16 protein-coding genes are annotated in these 17502 nt (G+C 70.3%); 6 read left to right on the top strand and 10 right to left on the bottom strand.

The window, feature by feature from the left end; translation table 11 throughout:
* The first annotated feature begins 53 nt into the window (after positions 1–53).
* Together sppA and LXT21_RS32145 are read left to right on the top strand one after the other, a co-directional pair.
* Positions 54–1847, top strand: a complete 1794-nt coding sequence (gene sppA, locus LXT21_RS32150) for a signal peptide peptidase SppA (protein WP_254042034.1) — start codon at positions 54–56, stop codon at positions 1845–1847.
* A 349-nt stretch (positions 1848–2196) separates the two neighbouring features.
* Positions 2197–3246: a GspE/PulE/PilB domain-containing protein gene (locus tag LXT21_RS32145; RefSeq protein ID WP_254042033.1), complete on the top strand. Its 1050-nt coding sequence runs from the start codon at positions 2197–2199 to the stop codon at positions 3244–3246.
* Positions 3247–3258: 12 nt separating this feature from the next.
* On the opposite strand, the gene LXT21_RS32140 is transcribed toward LXT21_RS32145, so the two are convergent.
* The 8 genes from LXT21_RS32140 to rpmH all read right to left on the bottom strand — a co-directional run bounded on the left by LXT21_RS32140 (position 3259) and on the right by rpmH (position 9208).
* The gene (locus LXT21_RS32140; protein ID WP_254042032.1) at positions 3259–3870 is read right to left on the bottom strand and encodes a Uma2 family endonuclease; all 612 of its coding nucleotides are present in this window, start codon (positions 3868–3870) and stop codon (positions 3259–3261) included.
* Between the two features lie 78 nt (positions 3871–3948).
* Complete coding sequence (locus LXT21_RS32135) at positions 3949–5463, bottom strand: tRNA modification GTPase (protein ID WP_254042031.1); 1515 nt, start codon at positions 5461–5463, stop codon at positions 3949–3951.
* A gap of 70 nt (positions 5464–5533) precedes the next feature.
* Entirely contained in the window at positions 5534–5761 is a 228-nt protein-coding gene (locus LXT21_RS32130) for a hypothetical protein (protein ID WP_015353650.1), read from the bottom strand.
* 8 nt (positions 5762–5769) lie between these two features.
* Complete coding sequence (locus tag LXT21_RS32125) at positions 5770–6546, bottom strand: hypothetical protein (protein ID WP_254042030.1); 777 nt, start codon at positions 6544–6546, stop codon at positions 5770–5772.
* Complete coding sequence (yidC, locus tag LXT21_RS32120) at positions 6543–8357, bottom strand: membrane protein insertase YidC (RefSeq protein ID WP_254042029.1); 1815 nt, start codon at positions 8355–8357, stop codon at positions 6543–6545. The genes LXT21_RS32125 and yidC overlap by 4 nt, the downstream gene beginning before the upstream one ends.
* A 48-nt stretch (positions 8358–8405) precedes the next feature.
* Complete coding sequence (yidD, locus tag LXT21_RS32115) at positions 8406–8624, bottom strand: membrane protein insertion efficiency factor YidD (protein ID WP_046717246.1); 219 nt, start codon at positions 8622–8624, stop codon at positions 8406–8408.
* Entirely contained in the window at positions 8621–9043 is a 423-nt protein-coding gene (gene rnpA / locus LXT21_RS32110) for a ribonuclease P protein component (RefSeq protein WP_046717247.1), read from the bottom strand. The genes yidD and rnpA overlap by 4 nt, the downstream gene beginning before the upstream one ends.
* Positions 9044–9055: 12 nt before the next feature.
* Positions 9056–9208, bottom strand: coding sequence for a 50S ribosomal protein L34 (gene rpmH, locus LXT21_RS32105; protein ID WP_015353655.1), 153 nt, complete (start codon positions 9206–9208; stop codon positions 9056–9058).
* Positions 9209–9728: 520 nt separating this feature from the next.
* Here rpmH and dnaA point away from each other — a divergent pair.
* Together dnaA and LXT21_RS45510 are read left to right on the top strand one after the other, a co-directional pair.
* Positions 9729–11081 (top strand): chromosomal replication initiator protein DnaA, encoded by a 1353-nt coding sequence (gene dnaA / locus LXT21_RS32100; RefSeq protein ID WP_254042028.1) that lies wholly within the window; start codon positions 9729–9731, stop codon positions 11079–11081.
* Between the two features lie 78 nt (positions 11082–11159).
* Entirely contained in the window at positions 11160–12896 is a 1737-nt protein-coding gene (locus LXT21_RS45510) for a HEAT repeat domain-containing protein (protein WP_254042027.1), read from the top strand.
* A 66-nt stretch (positions 12897–12962) separates the two neighbouring features.
* On the opposite strand, the gene LXT21_RS32090 is transcribed toward LXT21_RS45510, so the two are convergent.
* Both LXT21_RS32090 and LXT21_RS32085 read right to left on the bottom strand, forming a co-directional pair.
* On the bottom strand, positions 12963–13442 hold the full coding sequence (locus LXT21_RS32090) for a DUF2267 domain-containing protein (protein ID WP_254042026.1): 480 nt from the start codon (positions 13440–13442) through the stop codon (positions 12963–12965).
* A 114-nt stretch (positions 13443–13556) separates the two neighbouring features.
* Positions 13557–14357, bottom strand: a complete 801-nt coding sequence (locus tag LXT21_RS32085) for a B-box zinc finger protein (protein WP_254042025.1) — start codon at positions 14355–14357, stop codon at positions 13557–13559.
* A 197-nt stretch (positions 14358–14554) separates the two neighbouring features.
* Here LXT21_RS32085 and LXT21_RS32080 point away from each other — a divergent pair, with 197 nt between their 5' ends.
* Both LXT21_RS32080 and LXT21_RS32075 read left to right on the top strand, forming a co-directional pair.
* A complete protein-coding gene (locus LXT21_RS32080) occupies positions 14555–15961 on the top strand; it encodes a M16 family metallopeptidase (RefSeq protein ID WP_254042024.1) in 1407 nt (468 codons plus the stop codon).
* On the top strand, positions 15961–17475 hold the full coding sequence (locus LXT21_RS32075) for an insulinase family protein (RefSeq protein WP_254042023.1): 1515 nt from the start codon (positions 15961–15963) through the stop codon (positions 17473–17475). Before LXT21_RS32080 ends, LXT21_RS32075 begins: the two co-directional genes overlap by 1 nt.
* Positions 17476–17502 lie beyond the last annotated feature (27 nt).

Here is a 17502-nt window from a genome sequence, read left to right as displayed (position 1 = left end):
TAAGGACCGCTGCTGGATTCGAGTCCCATGCGCGGACCAGGAGCTTCCTTCGGATGAAACGCTTTCTCATCGGCGCGCTGGCCGTCATCGGCGCGATGTCCGTCCTCTTCGTGGTGGGCCTGGTGGCCCTGGTGGTGCTCGCGTCGTCGAGCCGTCCCAGCGTGCCGTCCAACCTCGTGTTGGAGCTGGACCTGTCGAAGCCGCTCGCGGAGAGCAGCTCCGCGGACTCGCTGGCCGGGGCCTTCGGCGAGGACCCGCTCACCGTGCGCGACGTGGTGGACGCGCTGGAGAAGGCGGGCGAGGACTCGCGGGTGAAGTCGCTGGTGGTGCGCGTGGGCACCAGCCCCGGCAGCCCCGCGACGACGCAGGAGCTGCGGGACGCGGTGAAGGCGTTCCGGGCCAAGGGCAAGAAGGCCGTCGCCTACACGGACTCGTTCGGCGAGGAGGGCAACGCGACGGGCGCGTACTACTTCGCGTCGGCGTTCGATGAAATCTACATGCAGCCGTCCGGCAGCGTGAACGTCATCGGCCTCGCGTTCGAGACGCCCTTCGCGCGCGACGCGCTGGCGAAGCTGGGCGTCACGCCGCGCTTCGACAAGCGCTACGAGTTCAAGAACGCGGTCAACAGCTACACCGAGCAGGGCTACACGCCCGAGCACCTGCTGGCCACGGAGCGCTTCGCGGGCAGCCTCTACGGGCAGATGGTGCGCGGCATCGCCGAGGGGCGCGGGCTGAAGGAGGACGAGGTGCGCGCGCTCATCGACCGGGCGCCGCTGCTCGCGCCGGAGGCGGTGGACGGCAAGCTGCTCAACGGGCTGCTCTACCGCGACGAGGTCTACGCCGCGCAGAAGGCCGCGGCGGGTGACGGCGCGGAGCTGTTGTATGTGAAGAAGTACCTGGACCGCGCGGGCCGGCCGAACACCACGGGCGACACCATCGCGCTCGTGTACGGCGTGGGCACCATCTCGCGGGGCCAGAGCGACTCCAGCCCCTTCGGTGAGCAGGCGCTCGGCGGTGACAGCGTGGCGGCGGCGCTGCGCAAGGCGGCGCAGGACTCGCAGGTGAAGGCCATCATCTTCCGCGTGGACAGCCCCGGCGGCAGCTACGTGGCCAGCGACACCGTGCGCCGCGAGGTGCAGCGCGCTCGCGAGGCGGGCAAGCCCGTCATCGCCACCATGGGCACGTACGCGGCCAGCGGCGGCTACTACTTCGCCATGGACGCGGACAAGATTGTCGCCCAGCCCGGCACGCTGACGGGCAGCATCGGCGTGTACACCGGCAAGTTCGTCACCCACGGCTTCTGGGAGAAGCTCGGCGTCAACTTCGACACGGTGGCCTTCGGGAAGAACGCCACGCTGGACAGCTCGGACGCCGACTACACGCCGGAGCAGCAGGCGCGCGTGGACGCGGAGCTGGACCGCATCTACACGGACTTCACCACGCGCGCGGCGAGCGCCCGGAAGATGCCGGTGGAGAAGCTGCAGGGCCTGGCCAAGGGCCGCGTGTGGACGGGTGAGGACGCGCTGGAGAACGGCCTGGTGGACGCGCTCGGCGGCTACCCCAAGGCGCTGGAGCTGGCGCGTGAGGCCGCGAAGCTCCCCGCCGACGCCAAGGTCCGGGTCGAGGAGTACCCGCGCAAGAAGAGCCCCGCGGAGGTGCTGTCCTCCATGCTGGGAGAGACGGGCGACAACAGCGATGACGAGGCCTCCGCCACCACGTCACTCGCGACGCCGTGGGCGCCGTGGGTGGAGGCCACGCGCGTGGTGCACGAGGTGGGCGTGCGCATGGGTGTCTTCGCACCGGAGCGTGGCTCGCTCCACGCGCCGATTCCGCAGACGCGCTGGTAGTCGTCCGCGACACTCCGGCGTCATGTCCGCGCGTGCCCTCTGGACGCGCGGGCGTGATGTCCGGACGCCTGGCTTCCCGAGGTGCGTGGGTCCTTCCCGCCTCGTGTGTTTCTCTGCTCCACGACAGACCTTTCGTGGACGTGCTCCGTTTCAAATCGAGACATGACGACGCGGCATGGCGGGTGGGGGCATCGGGCCCCTTCCTTGCAGATGTCGCGGACGTGGAACCATCTGTCGCGGCGGAGGAAGCCGCGCGGGTGGTGCGGGCGTAGAGAACACTCAAGTTTCCGGGACGCATGCGTTCCCAGGGGCAGGGGGCCGCCGTGGGGGGCCTGAGGAGCAAGGCATCATGAAGAAGCGACTGGGGGACATCCTGCTCGAGCGCGGGATGATGGATGCGCTGCAGCTCCACTCCGCGTTGGCGTATCAGCGCAAGTGGGGCGTTCCGCTGGGACAGGTGGTGGTGGACCAGCGCTTCTGCACGGCGCAGCAGGTGTTGGAGGCGCTGGCGGAGCAGGTGGGGATGCAGACGGTGGACCTGGACGCGCAGCCCCCCGAGGCGGCCCTGGCGCGCCTGATTCCGGAGCGGGTGGCGGAGACGCACCGCGTGGTGCCGCTGCGGCTGGAGGGACACGCTCCTCGGGACACGCTGGTGGTGGCCATCGCCGCGCCGGCGAGCCTGGCGTCGGTGGACGCGGTGAAGAGCGTGACGGGGCGGACGCGGGTGGTGGCGAAGCTGGCCACGGACGCGTCCATCCGCCGCGCCATCGGCCGGATGTACCGGGGTGAGACGGAGGTTGCGCCCCGTCGTCCTGGCATGGAGGGGTTCTCCCTGCCGGAGGCGGACGAGCAGATGCCCATGGTGCTCAGCGGCAGCATGGCGGAGCTGACGAACATGGCGCCGCCCGTGGTGGCCGCCGAGGGTGAGCTGCCGCTGTTGTCCTCGCTGGAGGAGGAGACGGCGCGGCCCGTCATCGCTGCGGTGCCTCGGCCCCGCACGCCCTCCCAGACGAAGCTGCCCACGGTGACGGCGGCTCCCGCCCAGGCGCTGGCGCAGGTGCTGGTGTACGGCTGGGGCGCGCAGGCGGCGTCGGGGCTGGTGCGGGTGCTGACCGATGCGGGCTTCACCGCGCGGGTGGCGAGCACCGAGGAGCTGCTGGCGTCGAGCCAGACGCAGGTGGTGGTGGCGCCGCTGCCTTCGCTGGAGGCGCTGGGCCGGCGGGTGGGCGCGCAGGTGGTGGCCGCGGGCAAGACGCCCGAGGTGGACCTTCCCCGGGCGCAGGCGGTGGGAGCGCGGGGCTTCGTGGCGGCTCCGGTGGACGCGGAACTGCTGCTCAGGACGGTGCGTCGACTGGCCCATGCGCCCGTCGACACCACGTTTCTCAGGCGCGCCAGCTGAGGCGCGCGGACCTCACGGCACCACGGAGAGCATCGCGGAGACGTTGCCCAGGGAGGACTCGGGGAGCCACAGCGACTCGAGCTCCACGGGGGCGGAGGTGAAGGGCTCGGCGCGCACGAGCGCGTCCGAGTCGTAGCAGCCGGTGAGGAGCCAGCCTCGCTTGACGCGCTGGTAGGTCTCCAGCGTGCGCGCGGCCGGGTCCACCAGCCAGACGTGGGAGACGCCCTGGCGCGCGTAGAGGGGCAGCTTGCGCGTGCGGTCCAGGGCGACGGTGGACGGGGCGAGCACCTCGCAGACCCAGTCGGGCGCCAGCGTGAGGAAGGGCACGTCCGGGTCGAGGGGTGAGGACACCCGGTCGCGGCGCCACCCCGCCACATCGGGCACGAGCACGTCGTGGCCCAGGCGCAGCTCGGGGGCGCGAAGGAAGCACCAGCGTCCGCTGCCACCGCGGCGCCGGTCGAGTTGCTCACCCAGCTCCACGCCCAGCATGAAGGCGGCGCGGGTTTGAGCGGGCGTCAGCCTGGGAGAAGCCACGAGCTCCTCGTCCAGTATCTCTCCGACCCAGCCCGCGGGCAGGGCCTGGAGCATGGAGTGGTTCGCCAGGTGGATGATGCCTTCCGTCACAGCGCCTCCGAAAGTGCGGCGGTTGAGGGCGGCATTCTAGGGAGGGGTCTGACACGGCCTGGGCCGTGCGGCGGCGCGTCACTTTCCGATGCAGAACCGCTGGAAGATTGCGTCGATGAGCGCCTCGGAAGCGGAGGTTCCGGACACTTCGCCGAGGGCTTCCAGGGACAGGGCCACCTCGCCGGAGACGACCTCCAGGGTGGACAGTCGCGACGCGGATTCCGCGCGGGACAACGCCTCGGAGGCGCGACGCAGGGCATCGGCGTGACGCTCGGACACCAGGGCGACCGCCGAGGGAGTCCCGCCGCCCCACAGGCGTGAGAGCAGTGCCTCACGCAGGGTGTCCACGCCCTCGCCCGTGAGTCCGCTGACGCGGAGGCGGGGTGGGGTGCCTGGGGGCGTGTCCGCTTCGAACGGGGAGGCCGATGAGCTCATGGAGGGAGCTCGCGGAGTCGACAACGACTCGGACGGCACGGTGTCCACAGAGGCCGGGATGGCGCTGACACCCGGGTGCGGAGGCGTCATCTTCGAAACTCCCGAGCGCGCATCCACGCCGCGCACCTCGGCCATCTCCGAGGACCGCGCCTCGACATCGCACTTGCCATCGATGCGCAGCACGGGCGTGGCACCCGCCTCCGCGAGCCAGCGCTCCGCGTCCACCTCGGACGTCCCCGGCGGCAGCACGAGCACCGCCAGGTCCACGCCCGAGAGCAGCTCCCGCGTGCGCGCGATGCCCAGCGCCTCCACGCGGCCCGGCGTCTCGCGCAGGCCCGCCGTGTCGAACAACGTCACGCCCAGGCCGCTCCACTCGACACGGGCCTCCAGCGCATCGCGCGTCGTTCCGGGCTCGTCGTCCACGAGCGCGCGCGCCTCACCCACCAGCCGGTTGAACAGCGTGGACTTGCCCGCGTTGACCGGCCCGAACAGCGCCACGCGCGCGCCTCGCCGCACCAGTCGACCGTGTCCCGCCTCCGCGAGCAGCGACTCCGCCTGTGCACGCAGCGCCTGGACTCGCGCCTCCGCGTCCTCGTCCGCGCCCTCGGCCTCATCCGGAAAGTTGAGCACGCCCTCCAGGTCCGCGTGCAGCGCGCGCAGCGGCTCCTCCAACGCGCGCACCCGCTCACTCAGCGCCCCCGACAGCCCGGCCGCGGCGGCGCGCACGGCGGACTCCGAGTCCGCGGCCACCAGGTCCGCCACCGCCTCCGCGCGCGTCAGGTCGATGCGCCCGTTCAGGAACGCCCGCCGGGTGAACTCCCCCGGCGTCGCCAGCCGCGCGAGCCCGTCCTCCAGCGCACGCGCCAGCAAGAGCTGCAACAGACGCGGGCTCCCATGCGCCTGCAGCTCCACCACGTCCTCGCCCGTGAACGAGGCCGGCGCGCGGAAGTACAGGAAGAGCCCTTCATCCAGCGGCCGCCCTTGCGCATCCACGAAGGCCGCGAGGTACGCGTGACGCGGCGTCGGCTCCGCGGGGATGCCCGGCGCCAGCCGACGCCCCACCTCCAACGCGGCGGGACCCGACAACCGGAGGATGCCCACGGCCCCCGCGGTGGGCGCGGTGGCGAGGGCGACGATGGTGGGGGAGACGGACGTCATGTCAGCGGAAGACGGCGGCCGTTCGGCACGCTGCCGGGGACACGCATCCCCGGAAGCGCTCGAGCCAGGCCTACCGAGGCCCCATCGGGGGCGTGGAGCCACGGGCGGCCTTCTCGACGGCCTCGCGGTTCTCCTCGATGTACTTCTCCACGGCCGCGTCCTCGATGTCCAAGTCCCGCAGCACGCCCGGGTAGACAAAGCGGAAGGCGGGGGACTCCTCATCGCCGCGCAGGCGGAAGCTCATCTTCAGCACCGCCGCGCCGTACAGCTTGTCCTTGAGACCCTTCGCCTTGCCCATGCACGCCCTCACTCGTCGAAGTCGTCCTCGTCATCGTCCGGCAGCAGGCTCCGCTTGGGCAGCGGCGCGGGCTTCTCCGGCGTGAACACCACTCGGCGGTTGCGGCCCTCACCCTCGGCCGCGACCTTCAACCCCACCACTCCTTCTACCGCCTTCAGCACCCGCGCGCGGTCCTCCTGCTTCATCGCGGCGAGCGCGTAGAAACGCCCCAGGCTGGCGGACTTCTCCGCGAGCTTGCGGACCGCCTCTCGCAACGCGGCATCCTCCTCCACCGCCAGCGTCCGCTCGTCCCCATCCGCCTGCGCCTTGGAGGCCGCCCCACGCTGCGCGGGAGCCTGAGAAGCCGCCCCACGCTGCGCCTGCTGCTTCGCGGGAGGGGGAGGCTGCGCCGCCTGCGCCTTGGGCGCCGGAGCCGCGGCCTGCGCGGGGACCTTCTCCGCGGCGGCCTGCGGCTGCTGCGGCTCGCGACGCTGACGGGGCTCCGGGTGCGCGCCACAGCCCAGCACCACCCAGCGCCGGTCGACGCCCGGGCGGTGCAGCATCTTGTTGAGCAGGAACTGGAGCGAATCCAGGACCTGGCTGCGACGGCCCTGCTCGACGCCGGGCGGAGGCCCCGCTTCGAAGTGCAGCGCGACGGACAGGCTGCCGTCCGCCGCGTCCTGCATGTCCAGGCGGGCCGGGAAGCCCATCAGGCCCAGGATGTCACCGAGGAGCTTCTCCACGCGGGGGCGCAAATCCGCGCCCCCGGCGACGGGAGCCTGCTGGGAAACCGGCTGCTCGCTCACTTGCGCTTTCCTCCCGCTGTCGCGACCACCGGCGTACCACCCCCGGCCTTCGGCTTGTTGCGGTCCAACCACTTCCTCAACCCGTACTGCTGGGCGATGGAGAAGATGTTGTTGGTGAAGATGTAGAGCGACAGACCGGCCGGGTACTGCAGCAGCGTCAGCGTGAAGATGCCGGGCACGAACCAGGTCATGATCTTCGCCTGGGTCGCATCCATCATCTGCGGCTGCATCTTCTGCGTGATGATCATCGACACGCCCAGCGCCAGGGGCAGCAGGTACGTGGGGTCCTTGTAGGTCAGGTCCCTCCAGATGGGGCCGAAGAAGGGCTCGCCATACAGGTCGAAGCTGTTGCGCAGCGCCGTGAAGAGCGCGATCCACACCGGCATCTGGATGACCAGCGGGAGGCAGCCGCCGAGCGGGTTCACCTTCGCCTCCTGGTACAGCTTCATGATTTCGAGGTTCTGCTGCTCGCGGTTGTCCGCGAACTTCTTGCGAATCTCGTCCATGCGCGGCTGGAGCTTCTTCACCTCTTCCATGCTGACCATGGAGCGGTAGGTGAGCGGCAGCAGCACCAGCTTCACCACGACGGTGAGCAGGATGATGGCCACGCCCCAGTTGCCGGTGATGCCATGGAAGAACTTCATGATGCCGAGCAGAATCTTGCAGATGACGGCCCAGATGCCGAAGTCGACGGTGTCCTCGAGCTTCGGGTGGAAGGCCGCGTCACCCAGGCCCACCACCTTGCGCAGCTCCGGCCCGGGCACCACGGCCATCAGGTCCGGGTCCTTGGGGCCCAGGTAGCCGCCGAGCTTCAGCGTCACCGTCTCACCCGCGGCGGCGCTCAGCGGGAAGGCCACGGAGACCTGACGCGCGGTGGGCGTGGCGGCCAGGATGCAGCGGCCGGGGCGCGGGCCCTCCAGCGGATAGAGCGCGGACAGGAAGTACTGCTGGTTGATGCCGAAGTAGTGGATCTGCCCCTTGCTCTTCTCCACGTCGAGCGCGTCGTCGCCCGGGTTCATGTTGTGGAGCTTGTCATCCACCCAGCACGCGGAGCGGCTCAGGTTGCCCACGCCGCCGAAGAAGGACGGCGCGTGCTCGAAGTTCGGGTCGATGGCGCGGCCGTAGTGCACCAGCAGCTCGCCGTTCTGCGCCTGACCGGACGTGTTCTTCACCTGCACGGTGTACGTGAGCTCGAAGCCCTCCTTCGGCCACGTCAGCACCTTCACCACCTCCCACGGGCCCTGGCGGCCGGTGAAGGTGAGCGTCTCCACGTCGCCGCCCGTCTTCTCGTCGACGGCGTAGGGGACACCGGCGCCCAGCGGGCTCTGGCCCTCGATGGTGACGGACAGGGGCAGCGGCTGGTTGGGCACCGGCTGCGCCAGGTTCATCTGCGGCGCGGGGGGCACCTCCTTGCCGAGCAGCTGCTGGTAGCCCTGGGCCAGGGTCAGCGAGTGCTGCTCGCGCATCTTCACGCCCTGCAACTGCGCGGACGTCAGGCCCGCGCCCACGGAGGAGAACCGGTACACGGACTCCTTGCGGTGCGAGTCGACCTCCTTCGCGGGCGGAGGCGGCAGGTTGATGCCGCCCATGGGAGGCGTGTCTTCACCCGTGGGGGGCTGCGCGGCCTGTGCGGGCGGCGTGCCTGCGTCCTGCGTGCCTGCGGCCGCCACACCCGCGTCATCGGCGCCAGGGGCGGCCGGCGGGGGCGGGAACAGGAACATCCATCCGGCGGTGACCGCGAAGGAGAGCAGCAGGGCGACCAGCAGCCGCTTCTGGGAGTCGTTCGACTGGGGCGAGAGCGGATCGTTCATAAGTGTCCCTCCCCGCGGGGGAGGGTGCGGCAAGGGGTGAAGACCCCGTCAAGGCACCGGATCGATGCCACCGGGGTGGAAGGGCTGGCAGCGCATCAGACGCCACACGGTGAGCCAGGAACCCTTGAACCCTCCATGCTTTTCCAGCGCCTCCATGGCGTAGGTGGAGCACGAGGGATGGAAGCGGCACACCTTCGGGAGCAGCGGCCCCAGGAACCTCCGGTAGAACCGGATGGGCAGCGAGATGACGAAGGCGAGCGGGCTCATCGGGGAGGCTCCTTCGGCTTCGGCTCGGCGGCCGGCGGGAGCCGCTGCAGCTTACGGGTGACACCGTCGAAGGCGCGCGACAGCGCCACGAAAGAGGCCTCCTTCGCGGATGAGCGCGCCACCAACACTACGTCCAGGCCCTGGGGCCATTGCGTGCGCCGCTTGCGGAACAGCTCCCGCAGCACACGCCTCAGGCGCGCTCGCACCACCGCGTTTCCCACCTTGCTCGACACGGTGAGGCCAACACGGGAGTACGCCCGGCCATTGCGCTTGTAGAGGGCGAGGAGGCAGTCGGAGGGGAGCTTCTGCCCGCCGTCCTGCACCTCGAGGAACTCACGCCTGCTGAGCAGGCGAAGGGCCTTGGGGAAGCGCTGGTCTGCCGGGCCTTCTCGGCCCGGCGTCGCACCCTCGGCCCTCACACGCGGACTCGCTTACTTCTTGGCGGCCGACACGACCAGCCGCTTGCGGCCCTTCGCGCGGCGGCGCTTGAGGACATCGCGGCCGGACTTGGTTCCATTGCGCTTGCGGAACCCGTGGGTGCGGTTGCGGCGCAGCTTCGACGGCTGATACGTGCGCTTGGACACGGCTCGAACTCCTTGATGAGGGGTGGCGCCTCCTACGGCTTCGGCGCGACCTGAACTAGGGAAAGGGCCGGGTCCGTAGCCCCATTTCCGGGGCAAGTCAACGAAGGACCACCTGGACCACCCCCATTTTCCAGATCCAGGGAACGGATTCCAGGCGCCTGAATCCTCCCGGGAGCGTCCGCCCGCCTGGGTGGATCCATATGAAGCGACCAGGCAGCACCGGATTCGATCAACCCGGGAGCGGATCCGCGCGCACCTTCTCGAGGGCCCACGACAGGGCTTTGGGCGTTTTGCGTTCCGTACTCCCAGTCAACCCAGGGAGGCGGAGCCCCAGCGGTTGGGGGGAGGGGAGCGGATCCCCACAACGGCCCTGACTCGGCACGTCCGTTGCCAATTCGTGAGGTCTGGAAAAGATCCTTCAGCGGCGCCACTTTGGGTCGATAGCTTGATCCACCTGGACCCCTCTGTTAGCACCGCCGGACGCTCGCAGTCCCGCCCGCTTTGCACGGTTGAGACACACTTGAACGCCCTCGCCCAGGCCTCCGCCCCCCTTCCAAGTGCTGGAATTCTCTGGAACAAGTTGCTGGAGGCCGTCCGTCAGGAGGGCCGTCAGTACGCGCTCCAGTGGTTGGACCGGGTGCGCGCGCTGGAGGTCCGCGACAACGCCCTCGTGCTGGGTGTCCCCGACCGCTTCTTCCGCGACTGGGTGGACGACCACTACCGCGGTTTGCTCGAAGGACACCTGGCCCGGATGGACAACGGCCTGTCCTCGGTGACCTATGAAGTCGTCGAGGGACTCGTCCCCGACCCCCAGTTCCCGCCCATACCCACCGTGAAGGTCAGTGTAGGCCGGCCCTCGCGCCTGAACAGCCGCTTCACGTTCAGCACCTTCGTGGTGGCGGACAGCAACCAGCTGCCGGCGGCGGCGGCGCAGGCGGTGTCGGACAAGCCGGGCCACCACTACAACCCGCTCTACATCTATGGCGGCACGGGGTTGGGGAAGACGCACCTGCTCCAGGCCGTGGGCAACCACATCTGGGAGAAGGACCCCTCGCAGCGCGTGGTGTTCCTCTCCAGCGAGCAGTTCACCAACGAGTACGTGGAGAGCGTGCGCGAGCACCGCATGACCGACTTCCGGCGCAAGTTCCGGGAGGAGTGCGACGTGCTGCTCATCGACGACATCCAGTTCCTGGGCAAGCGCGAGGAGACGCAGAAGGAGTTCTTCTACACCTTCAACACGCTCTACGAGCTGGGCAAGGCCATCATCCTCACCAGCGACACGGTGCCCGCGGAGATTCCGGGCCTGGAGGAGCGGCTGCGCAGCCGCTTCACCATGGGACTGATGACGGACATCCGCGAGCCCACGTACGAGACGCGCGTCGCCATCCTCCAGAAGAAGGCGGTGGCGGAGAACCTGGACCTGCCGGACTCCGTCGCGCACTTCATCGCCAAGCACATCCAGAAGAACGTGCGCGAGCTCGAGGGCGCGCTGGTGAAGCTGTCTGCGGTGCACAGCCTGACGCGCCAGCCGGTGACGGAGGAGTTCGCCGCCGAGGTCCTCCGCGACATCCTCCCCGCCCAGCACGTGGTGGACGTGGAGGCCATCCAGCGCGAGGTGGCCCGCTTCTACAAGGTCACGGTGGAGTCGCTGAAGGAGGACCGCCGTCACAAGGCCCTGGCGCACGCGCGGCAGGTGGCCATGTACCTGAGCCGCAAGCTGACCAAGAGCTCCTTCCCTGAAATCGCGTCGCGCTTCAGCAAGGACCACTCGACCGTCATCTCCGCGGTGCGCAAGGTGGAGGGCCTGCGTGAGTCGGACCCCACCGTGAAGCGCGAGCTGGCGGAGCTGGAGCTGCGGCTCGGCGGGCACTGAGCGCCCACCCACCGTCAGTCATCACGTCATACGCACGGTACAACCAGGAACGGGCCTCGCGCCCGTATCCCAGGTGCCGTGTCCCCTCGACTCAAGAGCCTGCTGACCCTGCTCGCCGTGTTGGCGGTGGTGGGGCTGTGGAGTCTCGAGTCCGCGAGGGACCTTCCTCGTGAGCGGCCCTCGCTCGCGCCCCTCCAGCCCGCACCGCGCTTCCCACCGCCGCCCGTGCTGACGCCGCCCGTCATCCCCTTCGGGGTGAAGGGGGTGCGGCGGGTGCTGAAGGCCGGGCTGACACACCGTTACCGTTTCGATTTGGACACGCGGACGGCGGAGCAGCTCCCCGGCGCGGAGGCGGGGCGCACCTGGCGGCACTCCGGCTGGAGCGGGGAGGTGGCGGTGACCTGGGCGGGCACGGAGGGAGGGCAGCACTTCTTCGTGGCGCGGGTGAAGCCCACGTGGGTGGAGGACGCGGAGCCGCTCGTGGACGGGGCCCTGCGCGACTTCCGCGCCAGCTTCGAGCGGCCCGTGTACGTGACACAGGACGAGCGTGGACAGGTGGTGGCCGTGCACTTCGACCTGTCGGTGGGTGAGCGGGCCCGGCGCTTCATTCGGCGACTGGTGGCGGCGACCCAGTTCGTGGCGGAGGAGGGACGCGCGTGGACCACGCAGGAGGAGGACACCACGGGGGACTTCGAGGCCGAGTACCGCGCCGGGGGCAGCGCCCACACCTACGTGAAGACGAAGCGGCGGTACCTGCGCACGGCGGTGCCCGTGTGGGCGCCCTCGGGGGCTGGTGGGCCGGGGCTCGTCGTTCCGAGGCCGCGAGGGCACTGGGACTTCACGCTCGATGAGGACGGGCTCGTGCGTGAGGTGACGGGCTCGGACGTGGTGGAGTCCGGAGGGGGCGCGACGGGGTTGCCGCTGGTGCGTACGGAGACGCGGGTGGCGATGACGCACCTGGGCTCGGAGCAGCGCGCGGTGAGCACGCTGAAGGACTTCCATGCCGCGCGCGCCCGGTGGAGCGCCGAGGTCCTCTCCTCACCGGAGACTTCGCGGGCCCTCTCGACGGAGAGCGGAGAGCAACCTTCGTCGGAGTTGCTCCAGACCTTGGCCCGAGCCGTGTCGAAGACGAATCCACCCTCGCCCGAGCAGGCCCACGCCTTGGCGCAGGCCATGACCACGATGGTGGGGAGGGTGGAGCGCCCCTCATTCGAGCTCGCTCGAGCACTTGCTCGGGCCGTCGGGACGACGACGGAACCCGCGTTGAGGGACGCGGTGGGACTGGCGTTGGGCACCGTGGTGCGAGGCCTCGAGCGCAGCGAGCCGGCCCGTGCCGTCGAGCTCCTCGACGGGTTGCTTCGTCGCTGCGAAGCCAGGCGCCTCGACGCACGGGAGTGTCTGCACGTGCTGGCCCGGACAGGCTCCTCCCGAGGCAGGGACTACGCTCGGAGGTCACTCGCGGACACCTCGCCCGAGGTGCGCGCCGCCGCGACACGGGCACTCGGCGCCATGAAGGGCGCGAGCATCGAAGCCCTGCTGGACGAAGTCATCCTCACGGATAAGGACGCCGGTGTCCGCGAGCAGGCCGCCACCCTGATGGCCCAGCGCGTCTCCGGCCCTCATCTGCGCACGGTGGCGCAGTGCCTGCGCACGGAGCCCGAGCCCCGCGTCCGCGCCGAGCTGGTGCGGATGCTGGGCCAGGTGCTCACTGTGGAGCCCCTGGCCACCGAGCTGCTTCGCGACGTGGCCGCGCGCGATGACGCGGAGGACCTCCGTCGGTTGGCCTCCTCACTCCTCGCGAAGGAGCAGGAGTAGCCCGACCTCGTCCCCCTCGCGCCGTCGCGCACCTGACCTCGCACGAGGCGACACGAGGCCCGTGCCTCACACGTCCGGAATCCACAGCGCGCGCAGGTCCGCGGGGAGCTGGCCCATCACATCGTCGGCCTCGCCCTCGGAGATGTGCTCGCGCACCGTGACGAACACCGCGCGGCACAGCCGCTCCGCCTCGTTCGGCGTGGTGTCCAGGTCGTCCGCGACCCTTTGCACGAACTCCAGCATCTTGAACTTGCGAGGAGGCAGGCCCTCGTGACGCGGACACCGTTGCAGCATGTCCCGGACCTTCTGGGGAAGCTGCGCCTCCAGGTCCTTCACCTCTCCGCCCATGAGCCGCTGCTCCAGGGTGCAGAGCACCGACTCCGCCGCCCGCTCCGCGAGCGCCCGGTCGACGCCCGCCCTCGCCTCCAAGTCCCGGATGAAGAACGCATACGTGCGCGATGTCCTCGACGCGTGCCGCTTCGCACGCAGCTCCTCGCTCGCACGCCCGTCCGCCTGCTGCTGTTGCCCTTCGGTTTCATTCGCCATGTCGTGGCCCTCCCTTCCTCCTCACCGTGACCACCGGCGGAGAGGAAGACACGGGACCTCCGTCCTTCGCCGGGGCGACATCCCAGGGCCCGGACGCATGGCGCGCCCGCTCACTCAGGGCCAGTCGGCGAACACCCGGTCGAACACGACCTGCAACACCGGCCGCCACAGCACCAGCCCCCACAGCGCGAGCGCGCCCAACCCCAGCGCGATGCCCGCCAGCGCCTGCCCCTTGCGCCCGATGGGCGGTCTCGCCTGCGCATCCACCGCCCGCAGCCCGAGGAAGCCGAGCACCAACGCCATGGGCACCATCAACGGGAAGGCCACCGACGCAACCCCCGCGGACAACGCGTGCCGCGCCAGCGGGTTGTTCACCTGCAGGTTCCACAACCGCCGCAGGTCCTTCTCGGACACCTGCACGCAGAAGAAGAGCCGGGTGCGGGTGTCGAGGAAGATCTGCAGCGAGGAGATGAACATCAGGAACCCGACCACCAGCGCCCCCGGGCCATACATCGACGTGGCCCAGAGCCCTCCCACCACGGGCGTGAGCACCAGGCCCGGCCTCGCCCACCACTCCCCCAGGAAGAACGCCGCGCCCACCCCCGCCGCGCCGAGCAGCAGCGGCACCAGCCTCCACTCCTCCAGGTACAGGGCCAGCGCCGCCAGGCCCACGAGCAGCACCGACACGGCCGCCACCGTCCAGGCATTCGCGTCGCGCCGACCCCAGCGCTCCAGGCGGAAGGCCTCCAGGTAGTTCACCTCCGGCCGGGCCGCGCAGGTGGCGCAATACAGCACGCCCATCACCCACGTCGCGCACGTGTCACAGGTGAACGCGCCACACCGCTGACAGGTGGCCCCCGCTTCCTCCTCGGGGTGGACCGCGCAGCGGGGCACGACACCGACGGAGGAGACCATGGCCCCAGTGTGACATGGAGCCCCGCTCTCGCGGGCACGAGTCACGCCGCACCTCGCCACGCCTGAGCGCGGCCCTCAACAGTTGCGCCCCTCCACCCATTCCCCCGGTCATTCCTTGCCCACGCCCCGAGGCACGCGTGCTAAGCGCGAGAGGTGATTCCCTGGCACGAAAAGCCCCCGGAGGAACCTTGTCCCGAATGAAGGCCCTCGTCGCCGCAGCCCTCGTCCTGTTCGGGCTCCCGGCGCTCGCCCAATCCCCTCAAGAGGCGAAGCCGTTGGAGCCCGGGCGCGAAGCGCTCGCCATCCCCTACGAGAAGTACACCCTGCCCAACGGACTGGAGGTCATCCTGTCCGTGGACCGCAAGCTGCCCGTCGTCTCCGTCAACGTCTGGTACCACGTGGGCGCCTACCACGAGCAGCCCGGCCGCACCGGCTTCGCCCACCTGTTCGAGCACATGATGTTCCAGGGCTCGCGCAACGTGGCCGACGACGTGCACATCTCCATGCTGGAGCAGCTGGGCGCCACCGACCTCAACGGCACCACCAGCTTCGACCGCACCAACTACTTCGAGACGGTGCCCACCCACCACCTGGAGACCGCCCTCTGGCTGGAGAGCGACCGCATGGGCTTCCTGCTCGATGCGATGACGCCCGAGAAGCTGGCCACCCAGAAGGAGGTGGTGAAGAACGAGCGCCGCCAGGGCACCGAGGCCGCGCCGTATGGCCTGGCCCGCGAGGCCGCGTGGCACGCGCTGTTCCCGCTGCCGCACCCGTACCACGGGGACGTCATCGGCTCGATGAAGGACCTGGACGCCGCCACGCTGGACGACGTGAAGGACTTCTTCCGCAAGTGGTACGCGCCCTCCAACGCCACGCTCGCCGTCGTGGGTGACTTCGACGTGGCGAAGACGAAGGCGCTCATCGAGAAGTACTTCGGCTCGCTGCCCAGCCACCCCAAGCCCACGCGGCCCACCGTGGCGCCGGTGAAGCTCACCAAGCCCGTGGTCATCCGCCACGAGGAGCGCATCGCGCAGCTGCCGCTGCTGTCCATGCAGTGGCTGACGCCCGCGTACTTCGAGCAGGGCGACGCCACCGCGGACGTGCTCGCCACGGCCCTGGGCACGGGCAAGGCCAGCCGGCTGTACCGCCGCCTGGTGCTGGACAAGCAGCTGGCGCAGAGCGTGGACGTCACCCAGCAGAGCCAGGGCGCGCAGTCGGTCTTCACCCTCAACGTGGTGGCCCGGCCCGGCGTGTCCACGGACACGATTCAGAAGGAAGTGGACGCGGTGCTGGACGACGTCCGCAAGAACGGAATCACGGCCGAGGAGATTCAGCGCGCGCGCACCCGCTTCGACACGCGCACGCTCGCGGGGCTGCAGTCCATCGGCGGCTTCGGCGGCAAGGCGGACGTGCTCCAGAGCTACAACCACTTCGTCGGCGAGCCCAGCTACGTCGCGCAGGACCTGACGCGCTACGAGACGGTGACGCCAGAGGCGGTGAAGCAGTTCGCCAAAGAGACCCTGAGCCCTGATTCACGCGTCATCCTCCACGCCGTGCCGCCCGCCCGGAAGCAGGCACCCGTCGAACCGAAGGAGCGCCGCTGATGCGCCGCCTCATCACGACCCTCGTCACCGTCTCCCTCGCCGGCTGCGCCAGCCAGCAGAAGCCCGCCTCCAGCGAGACTCCGGCCACCCCGCCCCAGGCCACGCAGCCCACCGCGCCCGCGGACGCCGAGTCCTTCCGCGCGACGAAGCCCGAGCCGGGCAAGCCGCCGGAGCTGGTGCTGCCCAGCTTCCAGAAGGCCACGCTCGACAACGGGCTCACCGTGCTGGTGAGCACCCGGCGCGAGCTGCCGCTGGTGTTCGCGGGCCTCACCTTCGCGGCGGGCAGCGCGCAGGACCCCGCGGGCAAGCAGGGCCTGGCGGACCTGACGTACCGCATGCTGCTGGAGGGCGCGGGCAGCCGCGACACCGTGGCGCTGGACAACGCCTTCGGGGATTTGGGCGTGTCCCCCTTCCAGGACGTCGCCGCGGACGGCGCCCAGGTGGGCGTGCGTGTACTGACGCGCAACGTGGACGCGGCGCTGGGGCTGCTGTCGGACGTGACGCTGCGGCCCACCTTCGCGCCCAAGGCCTTCGAGCGCAGGAAGAAGCAGCAGCTGGCGGACCTGGTGCGCCGGCTGGGGCAGCCCACCGCGCTGGGGCAGATTGTGTTCCTGTCCGCCGCCTTCGGCAGCGCGCACCCGTACGGGCACTCCGCGGCGGGCATGCCGGACACCGTGCAGGCGCTGTCGCTGGAGGACGTGCAGGGCTTCTACAAGAAGCACGTCGGCCCTGCCGCCGCGGCGCTGGTGATGACGGGCGACGTCACGCTGGACGAGGCGGTGGCCTTCGCCAAGAAGCACTTCGGCACCTGGAAGTCGCAGGCCACGCTGCCCGCCGCGCCGCCCACGCCGAAGCTCACGAACCGCGAGCAGGTGAACGTGGTGCCCAAGCCCGGCCTGGACCAGACGGTGGTCATCATGGGTCGGCCCGCCATCGCCGCGGGCAACCCGGACGAGTTCTCGCTGGAGCTGGCCACCACCGTGTTCGGCGGCTTCTTCGGCAGCCGGCTCAACATGAACCTGCGCGAGGACAAGGGCTACAGCTACGGCGCGGGCGCCAGCCTGGACCCGCGGCTGGGCGTGGGGCCGCTCACCTCGTACGCCTCGGTGCGCTCGGACGTGACGGGCCCCGCGGTGAAGGAGGCGATGGGTGAGGTGAGCGGGCTGAAGTCGCGGCCCATCACCGAGAAGGAGCTGGAGGCCGCGCGCGAGGGCCTCATCCGCGCCTTCCCGGGCGCCTTCGAGTCGGTGGAGGGCCTGGGCTCCAGCGCGTCGCAGCTGTTCCGCAAGCGCCGGCCGATGGACGAGTTCAACCGCACCGTGGAGGGGCTGCGCACCGCCACCGCCGCGGACGTGCAGCGCGCGGCCGAGAAGTACCTGGACCCGGCCACGCTGCAAATCGTGCTCGTGGGTGACCCGCTCCTCATCCAGGAGCAGGTGTCGCCGCTCAACCTGGGCAAGCTGGTGCCCGTGGAGCCGGACACCCAGCCCGGCGTGACGCGCGCGGGGCCGTAGTCTCCCAAAGTCGCTTCGCTCCGCCCG

The organism is Myxococcus guangdongensis (assembly GCF_024198255.1).
In the GTDB taxonomy this organism is placed as follows: domain Bacteria; phylum Myxococcota; class Myxococcia; order Myxococcales; family Myxococcaceae; genus Myxococcus; species Myxococcus guangdongensis.
This window is presented reverse-complemented; position numbering and strand designations above follow the sequence as displayed.